Source organism: Mariniflexile sp. AS56 (assembly GCF_030552475.1).
Lineage (GTDB): Bacteria > Bacteroidota > Bacteroidia > Flavobacteriales > Flavobacteriaceae > Mariniflexile.
Map to the genome: position 1 here is coordinate 92772 of NZ_JAUPED010000003.1, position 17183 is coordinate 109954.

Sequence of the window (17183 nt, forward strand, 5' to 3'; positions counted from 1 at the left end):
CAAAGCAAAAGAATCATGACCAAAAACCTACTTTTTATATTTATAGCTTCCTTTTTATATTTGGCTTGCGCCAAAGAGGCTCAGGAGGAAAAAGTGCTATTTGAGTCGATGCTTTTTGAAGATCAGCTTTGGAGTAGACAACAAGACTTAGTAACCTTTATAGAGGATAGCATAAAAGGTAATCGACAGAAATTAAACGATTTAAAGGGAAATAGCCCTTTAGTTACTACACCAAAATCTAATAAAAATATACCTAAGAGACGAATTTCAAACATTAAGAAAAAAATACAAAACACAAATTACTTACCTACTTTAATAGATTCTACCAATAAAAAAAATGTAACCAATAAGAATAAGACCTCTAATAGTGATAAAGCTTCTAATGTTCCTGTATCTGATACAAACACAAGTAACAAAACAACTAATGCTACTTTAGTAGAAGGAACCCAGGATGCTAATAAGTCTGTAACCACGCAATCACCTAAATTAATTACAGGTGCGGCTGTTGTAGCTAATACAAATATTACAAGGAATACACCTGAAGTTGCCAAGGTTACAAAATTAAAGGATACGGTATTTGGTAAATCTAAAAAAGCTAGTAAAAAAGCGGCTTCAACTGATGCAACAAAGAAGGTAGAGAAAAAGAATATCCCAGAAGTATTACCAAAAACACCTAAAAACACTACTGAAACTGCCAAGGCTAACAAATTAAAAGATACTGTACTTAATAAGACGAGTAATAATGCTAGTAAAACGGCTTCAAACGACATAAAAAAAGAAGTAAAAGATGTTTCAGAAACTAAAAAAGTATCTGAAACAATTTCTAATAATAACAAACCAAGTTCCGTTTCGATTCAAGAAGGCGTTGTTAACCCAACGGGAGATTTATCATTAAATGACGAGGTTGATTCTGAAACAATTACGTATGAAATTCCTGAAAAGGAAAGACGTGTTGCGGCTTTATTTACAGACCCAAGTGCTCATAATAAAAGGGCAAAAAGAACGGTTACCGTGGTGAAAAATAAACCTAAAACGGCGCCAATTACAGCAGCAATAACTAAAAAAGCAGTAGCTAAAAAAATTGTAACTGTTCCTGTTGTAGAACCAGTAGTAGAAAAAGAAACTGAAAAACCAATAAGTAATAATTTGAATACCAATCAGGTGGCTTTAGCAAAACCTGTTTTAGAATCAAATATTCCAACAACTATAGATGTACCAACAAAAAAGCCAGAAAAAAAGGTTGCTAAAGTAACCGTTTTAAAGAATAAAACAATTGAAAGCTTAGAGATACCAAGCATAAAAAGCAATATTACAACTAATAATAAGGCCATAAATACGGCGAACAATATCACCGCTGGCGATTTGTCTATTCGTTTATTAAGAAAAGAAAGCACCTACCAAACAAACAAAAACTACACACTTTTAGTAGAGGTTTTAAATAATGGTGACGCTATCGACCCTATAAAATTAGAGACTATTTTACCAACCGATTGGAAAGTTATTTCTATTAGTGCCTTAGGATCTCTGGGTACAAACGAGCGTAAACTTGTTATGATTAGCTTTTTTATTCCAGCAGAAAGTTTGTCTGGAACAACCCAAAGCACCTTAATTTTAAAATCGAATAATTATATTTTACATGAACATACTTTTGATTTAGTGGTTGCTAAAAATTACGAATTAGAGGTGTTTAATATCTCTGGCGCTCAACAAATACAGGCAGGAGAAACTTTTAAAGCCAAATTTGGTGTACGTAACAATGGTAATGTAGACCAGGAAGTTGTTTTAGAGTCTAGAAACTCAATTAAAGGAAGTACCATTCTGGTAATACCCAGAGATTCTACGGTTGTGGTAGAAGTGTTGCAAAAATCAGATTCTAAATTAAATATGTTTAGAACCTATTCTGCGAATTTAGATGTGTTGGGTAGAATTTCAAATCAGAAATACTATAACTCGCAATCTTACGAGGTGATTCCTACTAAAATCACTCAAAAGGATCCTTATTTAAGATACCCTATTAGAGCGAGTTTATATTACAATAGTTATACAAATCAATCCACGCATTATTCAACATTATCTGCAGAACTTATGGGAAATGGGTATTTGGATGAAGCACGCGATCATCATTTAAATTTTACCTTTCGAGCTCCGAAACAGGAAGATATTAGAAGGTTTAGTATTGTAGATCAATATAGTTTAATTTATCGCTACAAGAATAAAACCGAATTGTATTTGGGCGACCATTCTTATAATCATAATAGATTGGGCTTTACTTCAAGATACGGAATGGGTTTTAAATTAAGTCATACTATTGACAAATGGACCTTGTCTACATTTTATAGCAAACCAAGATTGTATAGCTATAACAGAAAAGCTTTGTTTGGTGTAAGAGCAGATTATAATTTATCTGATAACCAGAATGTAGGGCTTACGCTTGAAAGATCTCAAGGAAATATTTATACTTACAGAAATATTTATAATATTGATGGTAAAGGACAAATTGCCACTTTAGATTATGATTTTGAAGATAAAAACACCTCGTTAAGTTTAGAAATGTCAACCAGTTTTAATGGTTCGAAAGCGGGATATGCAACAGATATAAATTTCAACCAAGGAATTGGCGATTTTAGATATAACAGTGCTATTATTTATGCAGGTAAAGATTATTTCGGAAAACTGTCTAATAGTTTTCAATTTTCAAATAGCTTGTATTTTTATAAAAAAGGATTCAATGCGGGCTTCGGTCACTCGTTTTCACAAGTTAATAGACGTTTAGATCCGCTTTTATTCGAAACAGAACCTTACTACGAGAATTATTTCGCAACCGTAGGTTATAGATTTACAAATAAACATTACTTCAGCTTTCGATTTGATAAAAGAGAAAGGGAAGATCAATTAGAACCTAAAAACTATCATTATGGAGAATATGGCGTTAATTATAATTTTGTGTACACTGATAAGTTGTTCACTGGAAGTTTTGGTGGCCGCTTTGGTAAAACCGAAAACAAACTGGTTGCCAATAGCAGTTATAGAAATACCTATTCAAACAATTTAAATGTTTCTTATAAACTGTTTAAAAACTTTAGTTTAAGAGGTGGTTTAAACCATATTTATACTTCTAGATATGGAACTACTTACGAGAATATTAGTTTTGTACGCTATAATGTTGGTGTTAACCATAGAATAAGTAGAAATTTAAGGTTTAATGCTAATTATAATAGTGGCTTTAGTCCAGAAGAGAGTTACAAGCAAAGAGAATATATTAATTTCAATTTGGTAGCTCAACTTAGTTCGCATCATCGTTTAGAAATGCGTGCAAATTATTTTGAAAGACCAGGCATAGTGGACCAAAAAGAGCTGTTCGCTTACGCTAAATACACTTATTCGTTTGGTGTTGGTGTTAAGAAGATTATTGAGCAAGGTGGTGTAGAAGGAGCTGTTTTTACAAATAACAGTGATATAGATGTGACCGGTATAAAATTATACAGTGCAGGTAAAACCATTGTAACAGATAAAAATGGAAACTTTGAAATTAATAACTTACCAGTAGGTACTAATTACCTTTTTATAGACGATGAATCTTTACCATTAAATGTGGTTTCAATGAATAAGAAACCTATTGAAATTGAAATTCAAGAAAACAGAAAAGCAAGTTTAAATATAGAATTAGTAAAAGCAGGTACCGTAGTTGGGAAACTAGTGTTAAACAACATACTTAATGTTATTGAATCTAATTTAGAGAGTTATGTGAAGTTAGAAAATGAAAATTTCACTTATTATGCTGAAGCGAGTAAAGAAGGGAATTTCAGATTTAGAAACATTGTTCCAGGAGAATATACGTTTACTTTAATTCGATTTAAGAAAAATGAAAAGTTCTTTAGTCTAGTAAAAGAAACAAACGTAACTGTGAAACCAGAAGTAGGAACCGAATTAAATATAACAGTGAACGGTAAAGAGAAGAAAATTAAATTTAAAGATACTAACTTAAAAGTAGGCTATAATGAGTAAAAATATAAAGAACATAATGTTTTGTAGTTTCTTGTTAACCGCATTTCTTGGGGTTGCTCAAGAAACCGCAAACGGATCGGATGTTAATAGTTTTATTATTGGTGGTGGACAAGAGTTTACAGAATCCAGTGTATTCGTAAATTCTGTAGCTATTTTAGATGTGTATACTATTGGCGGCGGCGGTGGCGGCGGCGGTACTGTTTTTGAGGCAGGTATGCCTTTTAGTGCTGGTGCTGGCGCTATGCCAGAAGTTTGGTTGAATTATACCTACAGACCTATTGACCCTAATGATGAGTCCGAAATTTTTGTAAGGTCCAGCCATCCCATTCCTGCTGGAATTGATATAGAAGCTCGGGTTATTGAAGTGAGTTCAGGAGGTGACTTTGTCGATAGAGGTGAAAATGGTAATTTCTCTATAGATGAAAACAATGGTAAAATTGTTAAAAGTTTTGGTGCTGGTTATACAGATGATGGTGAAACTAATGGGTATAAAATAGAATACACATTTTCCAATTCTGGGACAGAATCTTTACCAGCAGGGTTTTCAATTATTTATGAAATTATAAAAAAGTAGAATTCATGAAAAGATATTTATATAGCATTCTATTTCTAGTAACATTGCAATATGCTAACGGTCAAGTACAAGATGGGACTTTGGTAATTACGGGCTCACCTAGTTTTTCACAATCTGCAGCAACTCAAGAAGCTGGTTTAGACGATTCTGAGAATATTATAGGTTCCTTAGACCCGTTGGTTACTTTTATTTTAAATGAAACCATAAACCCGGTTACCGGAGATACAACATCTAGAGAGCAAAACTGTGAAACGGTTTATTTGTATAAAGTGTTTATGCATACCAGCAATATGCCCGCAGGCACCATTATAAAAGCAAAAACCTTTGATAATAGTGGCAGTAGGTTTCCTTTAGTGAGTAATTATGATGGGTTGCCACCTTCTGGTAAATATTTTGGTGATAGAGATTTAGTGGCAGAAACCAACGGTGCAGATATTGATGGTTTTATTACAATTCCTGATGATGGAACGGTAGCTATTAAAGTTTTTGAGTTTAAAGGCTGTAGAGAAGATATTCCAGTAGAGTTTCGGGTAACTCCAAGTGTAGGCACACCTTCTGGTACAAGTAATTTTCAAGTGTATTATACCATTACTGCAGAGCCTTTTAGTTAACATCCGTCTTGTAGAAATAATAATAATAATAAATAAGTTGGTACCATTAATCGCTTAGAATGTGTATTTAAATTGGAAATATGATAGCATTTTTAGTTTTTCGAAGCTAAATTAAAATTTCCTAAGTTGATTAATAGCCAATTTAGTTAACTCATTTCTTTTTTATTTATAAAAAAGGGTGAGTTTTTTTAATCAAACTAAAGTAAGTCGTTATGTTATAATGGGTAGTTAAAGCTTTCGTTTATAAAATAAAATATATAGTATTACCCTACTTCAGGAACTATTTTAGTGTGGTAGGAGTTTCGTTTTTAGTATTTTAAATAACTGTTTTACAGTTGTTTATATGGGAGTGTTCTTGAGTTTAATTTGTTTGTAGAACAACTTAACAAGGGAATGCGTTCATTGACCCGTAGATTAGCTTTGCTAGTCTAAAATGTCAATTAAGAGGCCCCAATCAGTCGTATATTTGAAGTATATTAACCGATACTAATTAGCCTTTTTTTGCCCCCGCTTAAAAGAGAACTTAACCTAACCAGACAATAGTCCTGATATTTACTCATTCTTTTCTCCTAGAGGAAGAATGAGTTTTTTTATGCCATTCATGAAAGGAACTGGCTTCAAATTTACAGGTGTTTTCTTCAATCGAATTTTAATTTTGTTTGTTATTTAGGTGTTATATTCCTGTTTGTTAGCTATTTATGTTTTAACGTTATAAGTGGAAAAACGGTTGAACGCTGCATGGAGTTCATTTAACTATACTTGGTCCTGTTTAATCGAAAATGTAATCAAAAACCTTCAAATCGGTCGTATATTTGAAGTATAATAACCGAATATATTGAGCCTTTTTTGTCCCAAACATTAAAATATAACTCAACCAGATTAATAGCCCAAATCTCAGCTCATTCTTTTTCCTACTAAAAAGAATGAGTTTTTTTTATGTCCTTACTATTTAGATCAATTTCCAAATTAAAAGCACATTTCAAAATGGTGCGTCTCCTACAATATGTTTTTTCAATTTTAAAGATTTAATAAAGTAGTGAGTTATGTGCTTGTGAAATAGTTAATTATGTAGGTTTTATTCGTTATTTCTAATTAAAAGACAGTTTAACGCTACAATAGGTTCGTTTAACTACACATTAGCTTAGCTAGTCTAAAATGAGCGTAAAAACTTTCAAATGCGTGGTATCTTTGAAGTATAGAAACCGAAAACATATAACCTTTTTAAATCCCAATTTAAAAATAACAATATAGTCTAAGTTGATTAATAGCCAGTTTAGTTTGCTCATCCTTTTTTGATTATAAAAAGGGTGGGTTTTTTTTGTACTAATTTTATGTCTAGGGCGGCCACTCATGGACTTTAGCGTACATGGTGAGTAGTTATGTACACTTGATCCTGTAAGGCTTATTAATAGCGTTTATAATGGGTGTGTATGCTGTCTTTATGTGGTTGATTTATGGTGTGTTAGGTAATTTGTTTCTGTTTAAGGCCTGTTCTTAATGTTTGAATCCCCTCTTAACGGTTCAACGAGTTCATTTAACTATACATGACCTCTGCCAATCTAAAATGTAAATAAAAACCTTCAACCGTATTGTATCTTTGAAGTATAATAACCGAAACGAATCAACTTTTTTGCCCCAGCATAAAAATTATAATAAACTAAGTTGATTAATAGCCAATTTAGCAAACTCATTCTTTTTTTAATTTAAAAAAAGGGTGGGTTTTTTTTTGTGCTAATTTTATGTCTAGGGTGTCTACTCATGGGCTTTAGTGTACATGGTGAGTATTATGTACACTTGATCCTGTAAGGCTTATTAATAGCGTTTATAATGGGTGTGTATGCTGTCTTTATGTGGTTGATTTATGGTGTGTTAGGTAATTTGTTTCTGTTTAAGGCCTGTTCTTAATGTCTGAATTCCCTCTTAACGGTTCAACGAGTTCATTTAACTATACATGACCTCTGCTAATCTAAAATGTAAATAAAAACCTTCAATCGTGTTGTATCTTTGAAGTATAATAACCGAAACGAATCAACTTTTTTTGCCCCCGCATAAAAAATATAATAAACTAAGTTGATTAATAGCCAATTTAGCAAACTCATTCTTTTTTACTTTAAAAAAGGGTGGGTTTTTTTCTTTTACGGTAATATGGAGTTGTTAATTTATTATAGAGGAAGGAAGTGTTTAAGTTTCTTTAAATGAGTTGTTTGATGTGTTTTTGGCTGTTTGGTAGTCGTGGTGGCAACTAAACAATAGAACAGGTTCATTTAACTATATATTAGCTTGTTTTTATCTAAAATGTAAATAAAAACTTTCAAATATGTTGTGTCTTTAAAGTATAGTAATCGAAACCTATGAGCCTTTTTTTGCCCCCGCATAAAGAATATAATTAAACCTATACTGATCAAATTTCACCCAAGTGTTAATTAGCTCACTCTTTTTCCCCATAAAAAGAGTGGGCTTTTTTTCTTTAAAAGCTTATGCATGTGCTTTGTGTAAATTTTGATAGATGGATCGACTAACAAATGTCGTGTCTTTTATTTAGTTTACGAGTCTTTTTGCTAGGTGTCTGGCTGTTCGTTAATTAGTCTAGTGGTATGTGTTGGTTCCAGGAGTTTTATTTTTAATGTTAGAACGGCTTGTCGGCTTAAGGTGTTCATTTATCTAAACATAGTCTTATTTAATCTGAAATGTAAATAAAAACCTTCAAATATATTGTATCTTTGAAGTATAGTAATCGAAACCTATAAGCCTTTTTTTGCCCCAGCATAAAAAATAAAATACAACGTAACCCACAAAATTTTCCTGAAGTGTTAATTAACTCATTCTTTTTCTCGTAAAAAGGATGGGTTTTTTTTATGCCATAGCTTTTGGTTAATCCGACGTTCATTAATTGGGCTGCCTGTCTTATCGTTATAACAGCACAAATACATGCTAAAACATATTTCTAAGCGCTTTTAAAAGGTTAAATAGATGGTGGCAGGGAAAGTGAAAGGTTCTTGGAAATAGATGTTTAGAATGCGTTTTATGGTGGTCGCTTTCGCGGAAGTAAAAAGGAAGCTAGAAATGAAGGGTATGTTGGTTTAGGAAGTTCCAGTTGAGAAAGTTATGGTTGAGTTTCCATAAATAGAAAAAGGGTTTATTAGCTAAACCCTAGATAGATATATTTTGGTAAGGAAATGAATTATATGAGAATACATGTTAAACACTTAAGCTAAGCTATTAATTGGTCGCTTTTACAAAAATATTGGTGAAGTACCATCTGCCATTTTCATCTTGCTCTGCGCTTATACTAAAATGGGTATGGTTTCCTTCTATGTTCAATTTATGGCCGTCACTTCTTAACCAAGCACTTACAACCGATTCTGCTTTGGTGTAACCATAAGCCACGTTTTCTGAAACCTTCTCTGCATTCGCATGGGCTATTAAATAACTTTTTCTGTTAAAAAAATTATCATGAGAAGCAGAACTGTTGTTAATCATGTATTGGGTGTGGCTGTTGGTTTGGGTTCTTATTTGTTCATTTTGAATTAAAGAAGTCAAGCCTATAGAAACACGGTGGGCATTAATTAAATCTAGAATTTCAATTTCTATAGATTTAATACTGTTTAAAGTAGTCACTTTTTCTATAGTTGCAGTGTCGTTGTCTGTCGCTTCAGTAGAACAAGAGGTTATTGTGAAACTGGCGATCATTAAGTAGGTAATTATATATAGGTTTTTCATAATATGGGGGTTTATTATGATGCTAAGATATTATATAAGAGGGCCTTATTTAATATTTTTCGGTGACAAGGCTATTGCTGTAGTTGGTTGGAACTTTACTGTATATCTGTTTGATTTACAATTGATTTTGTTTCGTTGTACTGTAATAAAACATGAATTTATGGTGTTTTCTGTTGATTCTTTGTAGCGAAGGACTTGTTCAAAATACGTGTAAAACAAAAGCCTTATCTCATAAGGGATAAGGCTTTTATGTAAACAATTAATAAACTAAACTATAAATTTATAATGGGAGATTATGAATGTTAATTATTCTATATTGAACTTAGATTCTAACACGGTTTTAGAACTTCCACCAACATACACTTTAAAGTCACCTGGTTCTAAAACAAAATCGCCTGTATTGTTGAAGAACCCTAACTCATCTTTTGTTAAATTAAAATGAATGGTTTCTTGTTTATTTGGGCTTAATTCAATCATTTCAAATCCTTTTAACTCTTTTACAGGTCGTGTTACGCTTGCAAATAAATCTTGAATATAAAGCTGAACTACTTCTTTTCCTGTAACGCTTCCTGTGTTTTTAACATCCACAGAAACCTTAAACGTATCATTTGAAACCTTATCAATTACTAAATTACTGTATGAAAATGTTGTGTAGCTAAGTCCATGCCCAAAAGCATATAGTGGGTCGTTGCTTTCATCTATATAATGCGACCAAAATACTTCATTTGGAGCAGGAATTATTGGGCGTCCCGTATTTTTATAATTGTAATAAATAGGCACTTGCCCCACATGTCTAGGGAAAGACATGGGTAGTTTTCCGCTTGGGTTATAATCACCGTATAAAACTTCCGCAATTGCATTACCACTTTGCGTTCCTAAATGCCAAGCTTCTACAATAGCTGGGATGTGTGTATCTGCCCAGGTAATGGTTAAGGGGCGTCCGTTATTTAACACTAAAACAATGTTTTTATTAACCTTGTAAATAGCTTCAAGAAGTTCTTGCTGCACGCCTGGTAAATTTAAATCGGTTCTGCTTCTGGCTTCTCCACTTTGAAAGCCATGTTCTCCCAACACCATAACCACGACATCTGCTTTTTTAGCGGCTGCTATGGCTTCAGGGAATTCACTTGTATCTTCCGTGTTAATTTTAAGTTCTATGGCGAATTCTGCTTTCCCGATAGCTAAATCGGCGCCTTTGGCGTACGTTAATTTGTTGCCTGTATATTTTTGCAAGCCTTCTAAAACGGATACAGCTGTGTTGTCATCTGCAGCAATACGCCAGCTTCCTAACGGACTTGTTTTATCTGCAGCCAATGCACCTATTAAGGCAATATGCTGACCTTCTTTTTTAAGCGGAAGTAATTGATTCTCGTTTTTTAATAAAACGATAGATTTTTTAGCAACATCTAAAACCGCTTCATGAATAGCTGGGCTTCCGGTAACTTCTTTTTCATAATCTTCGTTACAATATTTATAAGGATCATCAAAAAGACCTAATTCAAATTTTACTTTTAAAATACGTGTCACCGCATCGTCTATAAGTGATTCTTTTACTTTCCCTTCTCTAACTAAATTTGCTAATTCATCCACATAGGCATAAGACTCCATGTCCATATCAGAACCAGCAATGGCTGAAAGTTCCGCAGCATGTTTTCTGTCCTTGGCATAGCCGTGAGCAATCATTTCGTTCATAGACCCCCAATCGGACACTACAAAACCATCAAAACCCCATTTTCCTTTTAAAATATCACGTTGTAGATACACGTTACCCGTTGCCGGAATCCCGTTTAATTCATTAAAAGAGTTCATAAATGTTTTAACACCAGCATCTGTAGCTGCTTTAAATGGCGGAAAAATGATGTTATTTAAGGTTGAAGTTCCAATGTCTACCGTGTTGTAATCTCTACCAGCTTCCGCAAAACCATAACCAGCCCAGTGTTTTGCACAGGCAGCAATGGTTTCATGAGATGCTAAATCGTCTCCTTGAAAACCGTGTATTCTTGCTACTGCAATTTTTGAACCTAAATAAGGGTCTTCACCAGCACCTTCCATAACACGTCCCCAACGGGCATCTCTAGAAATGTCTACCATAGGCGCAAACGTCCAGTTAATTCCTGCTGCAGCCGATTCTTTTGCTGCAACTTGAGCCGATTTTTTAATAGCTTCCAAATCCCAACTTGCTGCTTCAGCTAATGGAATAGGACTTAAGGTTTTATAACCATGAATCACATCAAAACCAATTATTAAGGGGATACCTAGTCGGGTTTCTTCAACGGCTACTTTTTGTACAGCTCTTACTTCTTTTACACCTCGTACATTCAGCATCGAACCAACGTAGCCCTTTTTTAAATGGTCATACTTTTTAGCGGCATCTCCTGCAGCTGGTTTTGGGCCTGTAACATCCCAAAAACCGTTGTATTGATTCATTTGTCCAATTTTTTCTTCCAAAGTCATTTTGGCTAGTAAATCGGCTACTTTATTATCTATGCTGTTTGTATTACCCGCAAAATCATTTGAAATGGCTTCTTTACAAGAAACGTTTAGAATTAGTAAAATAACGAGTAAGTTGTATAAGTTGTTTTTGTTCATAATTATTGGTATACTTTAATGTAATCTATCTCCATTACAGATTCTGTGAAATTTGGATCTATAGAAAACCAGCTGCCACCCATGGCAACATTTAGGATTAAAAACTGTGGGGCATTATAAGGCCAAGTGCTACTGTTTTGTGTTGTAGGTTTGTAGCTGTATTTTAAGTTTCCGTCTATAATAAAACGCAGTTCATTTTCGGTCCATTCTAAGCTGTAAACATGGAATGCTGTTGCGTAGTCGCTAATGGTGGTTTCTCCAACTTTGGTGTTTGTACACCCACCCGAACACGATGGCGTATGTGTGGCGCTTGAAATAATGGTTGGGTTGTAACCCCAATGTTCCATAATGTCAATTTCACCACAAGCAGGCCAGCCCACGTTGTCTATATTCGCGCCCAGCATCCAAATAGCGGGCCATGTGCCAGAACCACTTGGTAGTTTTGCTTTTACGTCAATACGACCATAAGTGAAATCGAATTTCCCTTTTGTTAATAGTTTTGCTGAGGTATATTCAGAACCTTGGTAATTTTCCTTTTTAGCTATTATTTTTAAAACACCATTTTCAACTTTAACATTGTCAGATCTATTCGTGTAATTCTGTTTTTCACCATTGCCCCAGCCGCATAAATCTGGACATCCATTCCCTAAGTCGTAACCCCATTTTGAAGCGTCTGGTGCACCGTCTGTATTAAACTCATCAGACCAAATTAATTGGGGACCACTTTGGCTTACAAAAACAGCTGTTTTTTTGAAAGTACTAGCTGTATTCCCTGTACTTGAATATGCAAATACGGTAATTATGTAGTCGTTTAGTCCTTCGGTTGTAAAGGTGTGGTTTAATATCCCTGTTGTGTTTTTTACTTCAGCATTGCTACCTATTTTAAAGCCATAAGTAATGGTGTTTGTTGCGGTAGCTGTGCAGGTAATAGTGCCAGAACCATCACCGTTGAGGTTATTTGTGTCTTGACCAAGAATATCAATAGTTAAGACTAAGTTACCCGGAACGATCTCTACTGGTTTTTCATTGGTTGTAGTGGTGTCTCCACCTGTAGAACAGGATAATAGAAATACCAACCCTATATGCATTATATAAAGCATCTTTTTAAACATGTGGTCTGTTTTTAATATTCACATTTAAACAGGGAGATTGTTTCACTCCCTACCTAAATATGGCTAAATATTAGTCTGCTATTAATATAAAGTTCCAGTCAAATTGGTTGTTACCATCTGTGGCAATTAATGACATGGTGTTGTCTGTTCTAGAAAATATTCTATAAGAATGTGGAGTACTACCTCCAATATAATAGCCTATAAAACCTAAACCACTTAAGCTTATGGTTTCAACGCCACCTGGAGCAGTTAAGGTCCAAGATTCAGAATAACTTCCGTAGGTATATTTTAGAATATCATCGCCATCAGCAGTACCGTCTCCTGGTCCGCCAATTTCATTAATAAGTCCGTTACGTCCAAAAACAGCACCATCAACTCCTGTATTATGGGTAAATGTACCGTCGCTATTAAAAGTGTAACGGTCATCATACATGCCTGAAGTAGATTTATCTGGAGTTCCTCCATTTGGGAAATACTCTCCCAATCGGGTGGTGCCAACAGGGCCTAAACCAAAATAATTAGGCATTTCATAAGCAATTCTCCATGATCTAGAACTGTTTGATGTAAGCATGGTTAGTAAATCTGCTGGCGGTTCGTATAATGCTTGTACTTCAACCTCGATGGTTTTAGTAGATGAAGCACCTCCGGTTCCAAAAGCAATCACGGTTACAGCGTAGGTGTTTGTACCTAGCGTTGTAAATGTATGCGATGCGCTACCTCCTTTTTGAAGTTTCGTTTGCCCTTGAATTACAAATTGATAAGCCGTTGCATTTGTTGCATTTGCAGATACTTTAATTTCACCACTTCCTAAACCAGGAGCGGGAGATTCTGCATCACCATCAATATAAGTTACTGTTATTTCAATATTCGAAGGTGCAACAATGTCACCTATAGAAATATCATCTTCTTGACAGCTCGTTAAAGTCAAAATAGCTATTAAAAAGAGACCTAATATATTATTTATTTTTTTCATCTTTTTTGAATTTTAATTATGAAAATATAAGTTGTCGATATACACAGTAGCTCCAGAAGACTCAAAAACTAATTGGGTAATAGCTGAAACATCTGTGCTGTAATTTGCTAAAGGAATATCTACACTCACCCAAGTACCACGTGTTAAGTTTGAAACCAACTCGATATCTTCTTTTAAAGGGTCGCCATCACCATAACTGGTGTTAACTAATTTTAAGCCAAGTGTTGTAGCATCTGGCGTGAAATAGTCGATGTGTACAAATTTAAAACCAGCTAAATTGGTTGGGTTTCCATAATCTGTTACAATTCCTGTGTAATTCATGGCTTCATATTTCCAAATATTATTGCCATTAATTGTGATGGTTGAAAGCGTTGTAGATTGCCCCCAATTAGGGTTTACTTCACTTAAATTTATGTTTGTAAATGAATCACTAAAAAGTGATACCACACTGCCTGCAGCGTTTGTTGGCGAAGGAGCCGCAACGGTAGGAGCAGAGCCATCACCATTTGTGTAAAAATACAAATTATCAATATATACTTTGGCTGATGAAGATTCAATCACCAACTGTGTAATTCCTGAAATATCGGTACTGTAATTAGATAATGGTATATCGACACTTACCCAAGTTCCGGCTGTAATACTTGAAACGAATTCAATATCTTCTTTAAGTGGGTCACCATCACCATAACCTGTATTTACAAGTTTTAAACCAAGCGATGTCGCATCTGGAGTGAAATAATCGAAATGCACAAAAGTTTTACCTGTTAGGTTGGTTGGGTTCCCGTAATCTGTAACGATACCTGAGTAATTTAAATTTTCATATAACCAGGTGTCATCTCCTTGAATGGCAACAGTTGATAAGGTTGTAGATTGCCCCCAGTTTGGATTAACTTCACTTAAGGCTACATTAGTATAAGCGTTACTAAAAATAGAGGTTACATTGGCTTGCGGTGCTGTTGGCGTTGGTGCCTTAGCAATAGGAGCCGTTGGAATTGAAGATGGTTTGTAAAAATAGATGTTATCTAAAAAGATAGTTCCAAAACCGTCAGCTGCATACGGAGAGCCAACAAATTTAAATTGAAAAATATCGGCCATCGATAAACCTTGATCTGTAAAGTCGCTTAATGGAATATCAAAACTCACCCATTGGTCTGCTACTAAGTTTTTTAGTACTGCTTTTTCACCAGTAGAACTACTAATAGGGTAAATTTCTAAAGCAGCTAAATCTGCTGTCCAAACATCAATATGTAAAAAGGTCATTCCCGAAGCGTCTACTGTCGATCCAAAGTCAACACCTTCATAGTTTAAGTTACCATATTGAATGATGTTATTACCATCCACATCAATTTGCGTGTAGGTTGTTGATTGTCCCCAATTTGGATAAAAGTCAACACCAGATAAACTGGAATAGGCATCACTATAAATTGAAATCACATCGCCACTATCACGTCTTGGTGGGGTTGTTGCATTTGTAATCGGTTGTAAAATAGCTGTTACTTCAAATTCTTGTGAAAACTCGGTAGTTTCTATCGCACCGCCCATCGCAACAACACGTATGGTATAGGTGCCTGCTTCTTGGTAGGTATAACTTACTACTTCACCAATGTTTCCTGTTACAGGAGTGTCATTACCAGCTTCTCCAAAATAAACGTCGTAAGACATCGCGAAATCTGCAGTGGCAGTCACATTTACTTGTTTTGATAAGGCAGGATCATTTTCAATAGTCACCATTAAGTTTTCTGGTGCTTTAAATGATACAGTAATATCTTTTGAAACGGATGTTTTAAGTCCAGTCATGCCCAACGCCTCAATGTTTACTGTGTAATCACCTTCAGCATACACATGTTGTGCGCTAGCACCTTGTTTTACTGAAATAGGTGAAGCACCATCACCAAGTGTGATGTTGTATGAAACGGCAGATTCTGCGTTTGGTGTTATGGTCACTAAGCCTGTATTATCTTGAGTAATTTGAAACAGAGCAGAAACGTTTGATGGCGCCACCACATTGTCTATAAAACTCAAATCGTTATCATCTTCAGTACAATTGATAAAGACGATTAAAATCAAGCTTAAGCTGAATATATATTTTAATGTTTTCATATCTTATTTTTTTAGTTTTGGTATCCAGGGTTTTGTGCCCATGTGTTACCCGATAATTCTATTTCTTGAATAGGAATTGGGAAAAGTTCATGTTTCCCTGTTTGAAAACCGGGTATGGCTTGGGCTGCTCTTCCTGTTCTTACCAAGTCGAAGAAACGGTGTCCTTCACCTACTAATTCAACACGACGTTCTTTATAAATATCGTTAGTTAGGTTGCTTCCCGTTGTTGTTACATTCCCTAACATCGCTCTGTTACGCACTTTGTTTAAATAATTTTGAGCTCTTGCATCACTTATAGTACCTCTATTTAAAGCTTCGGCTGCCATTAATAAAACATCGGCATAACGTATCGCTCGTGTGTTATTAGGGTTTGTAAGTGCCGCATCAGGTCTGTTCGCATCTCCCAAACGTGCGATGTACTTTCTATTAAAGTAGCCTGTCTGTTCATAACCAGCATCTTCATTATAACTGGCTGTTGGGTTTGCTTCAATCCATTTCTTAATATCTAAAATGGAATAATCCAATCGAATATCGCCTGCTTCAAAAGCATCTACAACATTTTGAGTAGGAACGTTAAAGCTATATCCAAAATCGAATACAGGGCCAACATAACCTCTTACGCCATTAAAACCTACAGCATAATTTCCTTCTAAACATTGAAAACAATCGTAAGAACCACCATCAACATCAGAATATTGAATTTCAAAAACCGATTCTATATTGTTTTCATATTCGTTCTCCCACATTAATGGAGCGATGTCTGAAGACAATAAATCGTGTGGTCCATTATTAATCAAGTTTTCTAAAGAAGTTGCAGCCTCCGTAAATTTTTCTTGATATAAGTATGCTTTTCCTAATAAAGCTTCAGCGGCACCTTTAGTTATTCTTCCAGTTTGACTTTGTGTGTAAGGAAGGTTGGCCACTGCAAAAATTAAATCGGCTTCTATTTGAGCGTAGACTTGGGCCTTTGGAGTTCTTTCTAATCCAAATTGATCACCAAATTGAATACGTTTGTCTACTACCAAAGGCACATCGCCAAACCATTTTACCAATTCAAAATAGTAGAAAGCTCTTAAAAATCTGGTTTGAGCTAAAACACTTGTTTTGTTTGAAAAATCAGTTTTATCTTGAAACTCCATGATGTAGTTGGTACGATTAACACCGGTGTACATCCATGTCCAAATATTTCTAAGTTGAGCATTTACTGGGGTGTGAATCATATCGTCGATTTCCTGAATTCCAGGTGAATCTGTTGCGCTTTCACCACCAGCAAGTGTATTGTCTGATGCTATCTCTGCAATTTGAAATTGTTGTGCGGTTGCTTGTAAAAAATCATATGCAGCAATTAATGCGTTTTGATAATCTGCTTCCGAATTGAAGAAATCTTCTGAATTCTCGTCTTCTGATGCCACATCAATAAAACTGTCAGCACATGAAAACATTGCTATAAATGCAAATGAAACAAGAATTTTTATTGTTTTTAAATTTTTCATAATACC

The 17183-nt window shown here is 34.8% G+C and carries 9 protein-coding genes; 3 read left to right on the top strand and 6 right to left on the bottom strand.

All coding sequences use genetic code 11. The annotated features are described in order from the left end of the window. Positions 1 to 15 precede the first annotated feature (15 nt). Genes Q5N74_RS04985 through Q5N74_RS04995 form a run of 3 tightly spaced genes read left to right on the top strand, consistent with a single transcriptional unit; the run spans position 16 to position 5190 of the window. Entirely contained in the window at positions 16 to 4005 is a 3990-nt protein-coding gene (locus Q5N74_RS04985) for a hypothetical protein (protein ID WP_304387628.1), read from the top strand. Then, positions 3998 to 4579 carry a hypothetical protein gene (locus Q5N74_RS04990; RefSeq protein ID WP_304387629.1) on the top strand — a complete coding sequence of 194 codons (582 nt, stop codon included), beginning with the start codon at positions 3998 to 4000 and terminating at the stop codon, positions 4577 to 4579. The genes Q5N74_RS04985 and Q5N74_RS04990 overlap by 8 nt, the downstream gene beginning before the upstream one ends. 5 nt (positions 4580 to 4584) lie before the next feature. Further along, positions 4585 to 5190, top strand: coding sequence for a hypothetical protein (locus Q5N74_RS04995; protein ID WP_304387630.1), 606 nt, complete (start codon positions 4585 to 4587; stop codon positions 5188 to 5190). Positions 5191 to 8409: 3219 nt separating this feature from the next. Here the strand turns inward: Q5N74_RS04995 and Q5N74_RS05000 are convergent. From Q5N74_RS05000 to Q5N74_RS05025, 6 genes are all read right to left on the bottom strand, one after another. Beyond that, a complete protein-coding gene (locus Q5N74_RS05000) occupies positions 8410 to 8910 on the bottom strand; it encodes a CAP domain-containing protein (RefSeq protein ID WP_304387631.1) in 501 nt (166 codons plus the stop codon). A gap of 306 nt (positions 8911 to 9216) precedes the next feature. Then, entirely contained in the window at positions 9217 to 11499 is a 2283-nt protein-coding gene (bglX, locus tag Q5N74_RS05005) for a beta-glucosidase BglX (RefSeq protein WP_304387632.1), read from the bottom strand. A 2-nt stretch (positions 11500 to 11501) separates the two neighbouring features. Next, a complete protein-coding gene (locus tag Q5N74_RS05010) occupies positions 11502 to 12611 on the bottom strand; it encodes a glycoside hydrolase family 16 protein (protein WP_304387633.1) in 1110 nt (369 codons plus the stop codon). A gap of 70 nt (positions 12612 to 12681) precedes the next feature. Further along, positions 12682 to 13584, bottom strand: coding sequence for a glucan endo-1,3-beta-D-glucosidase (locus Q5N74_RS05015; protein WP_304387634.1), 903 nt, complete (start codon positions 13582 to 13584; stop codon positions 12682 to 12684). A gap of 12 nt (positions 13585 to 13596) precedes the next feature. Continuing rightward, positions 13597 to 15684: a hypothetical protein gene (locus Q5N74_RS05020; RefSeq protein ID WP_304387635.1), complete on the bottom strand. Its 2088-nt coding sequence runs from the start codon at positions 15682 to 15684 to the stop codon at positions 13597 to 13599. 11 nt (positions 15685 to 15695) lie between these two features. Next, positions 15696 to 17177: a RagB/SusD family nutrient uptake outer membrane protein gene (locus tag Q5N74_RS05025; RefSeq protein ID WP_304387636.1), complete on the bottom strand. Its 1482-nt coding sequence runs from the start codon at positions 17175 to 17177 to the stop codon at positions 15696 to 15698. Positions 17178 to 17183: the final 6 nt, after the last annotated feature.

Coding starts and splice junctions, on each gene's coding strand:
- Q5N74_RS05025 (WP_304387636.1), bottom strand. CDS start 17,177: ATGAAAAATTTAAAAACAATAAAAATTCTTGTTTCATTTGCATTTATA.
- bglX (WP_304387632.1), bottom strand. CDS start 11,499: ATGAACAAAAACAACTTATACAACTTACTCGTTATTTTACTAATTCTA.
- Q5N74_RS04985 (WP_304387628.1), top strand. CDS start 16: ATGACCAAAAACCTACTTTTTATATTTATAGCTTCCTTTTTATATTTG.
- Q5N74_RS05010 (WP_304387633.1), bottom strand. CDS start 12,611: ATGTTTAAAAAGATGCTTTATATAATGCATATAGGGTTGGTATTTCTA.
- Q5N74_RS04990 (WP_304387629.1), top strand. CDS start 3,998: ATGAGTAAAAATATAAAGAACATAATGTTTTGTAGTTTCTTGTTAACC.
- Q5N74_RS05000 (WP_304387631.1), bottom strand. CDS start 8,910: ATGAAAAACCTATATATAATTACCTACTTAATGATCGCCAGTTTCACA.
- Q5N74_RS05020 (WP_304387635.1), bottom strand. CDS start 15,684: ATGAAAACATTAAAATATATATTCAGCTTAAGCTTGATTTTAATCGTC.
- Q5N74_RS05015 (WP_304387634.1), bottom strand. CDS start 13,584: ATGAAAAAAATAAATAATATATTAGGTCTCTTTTTAATAGCTATTTTG.
- Q5N74_RS04995 (WP_304387630.1), top strand. CDS start 4,585: ATGAAAAGATATTTATATAGCATTCTATTTCTAGTAACATTGCAATAT.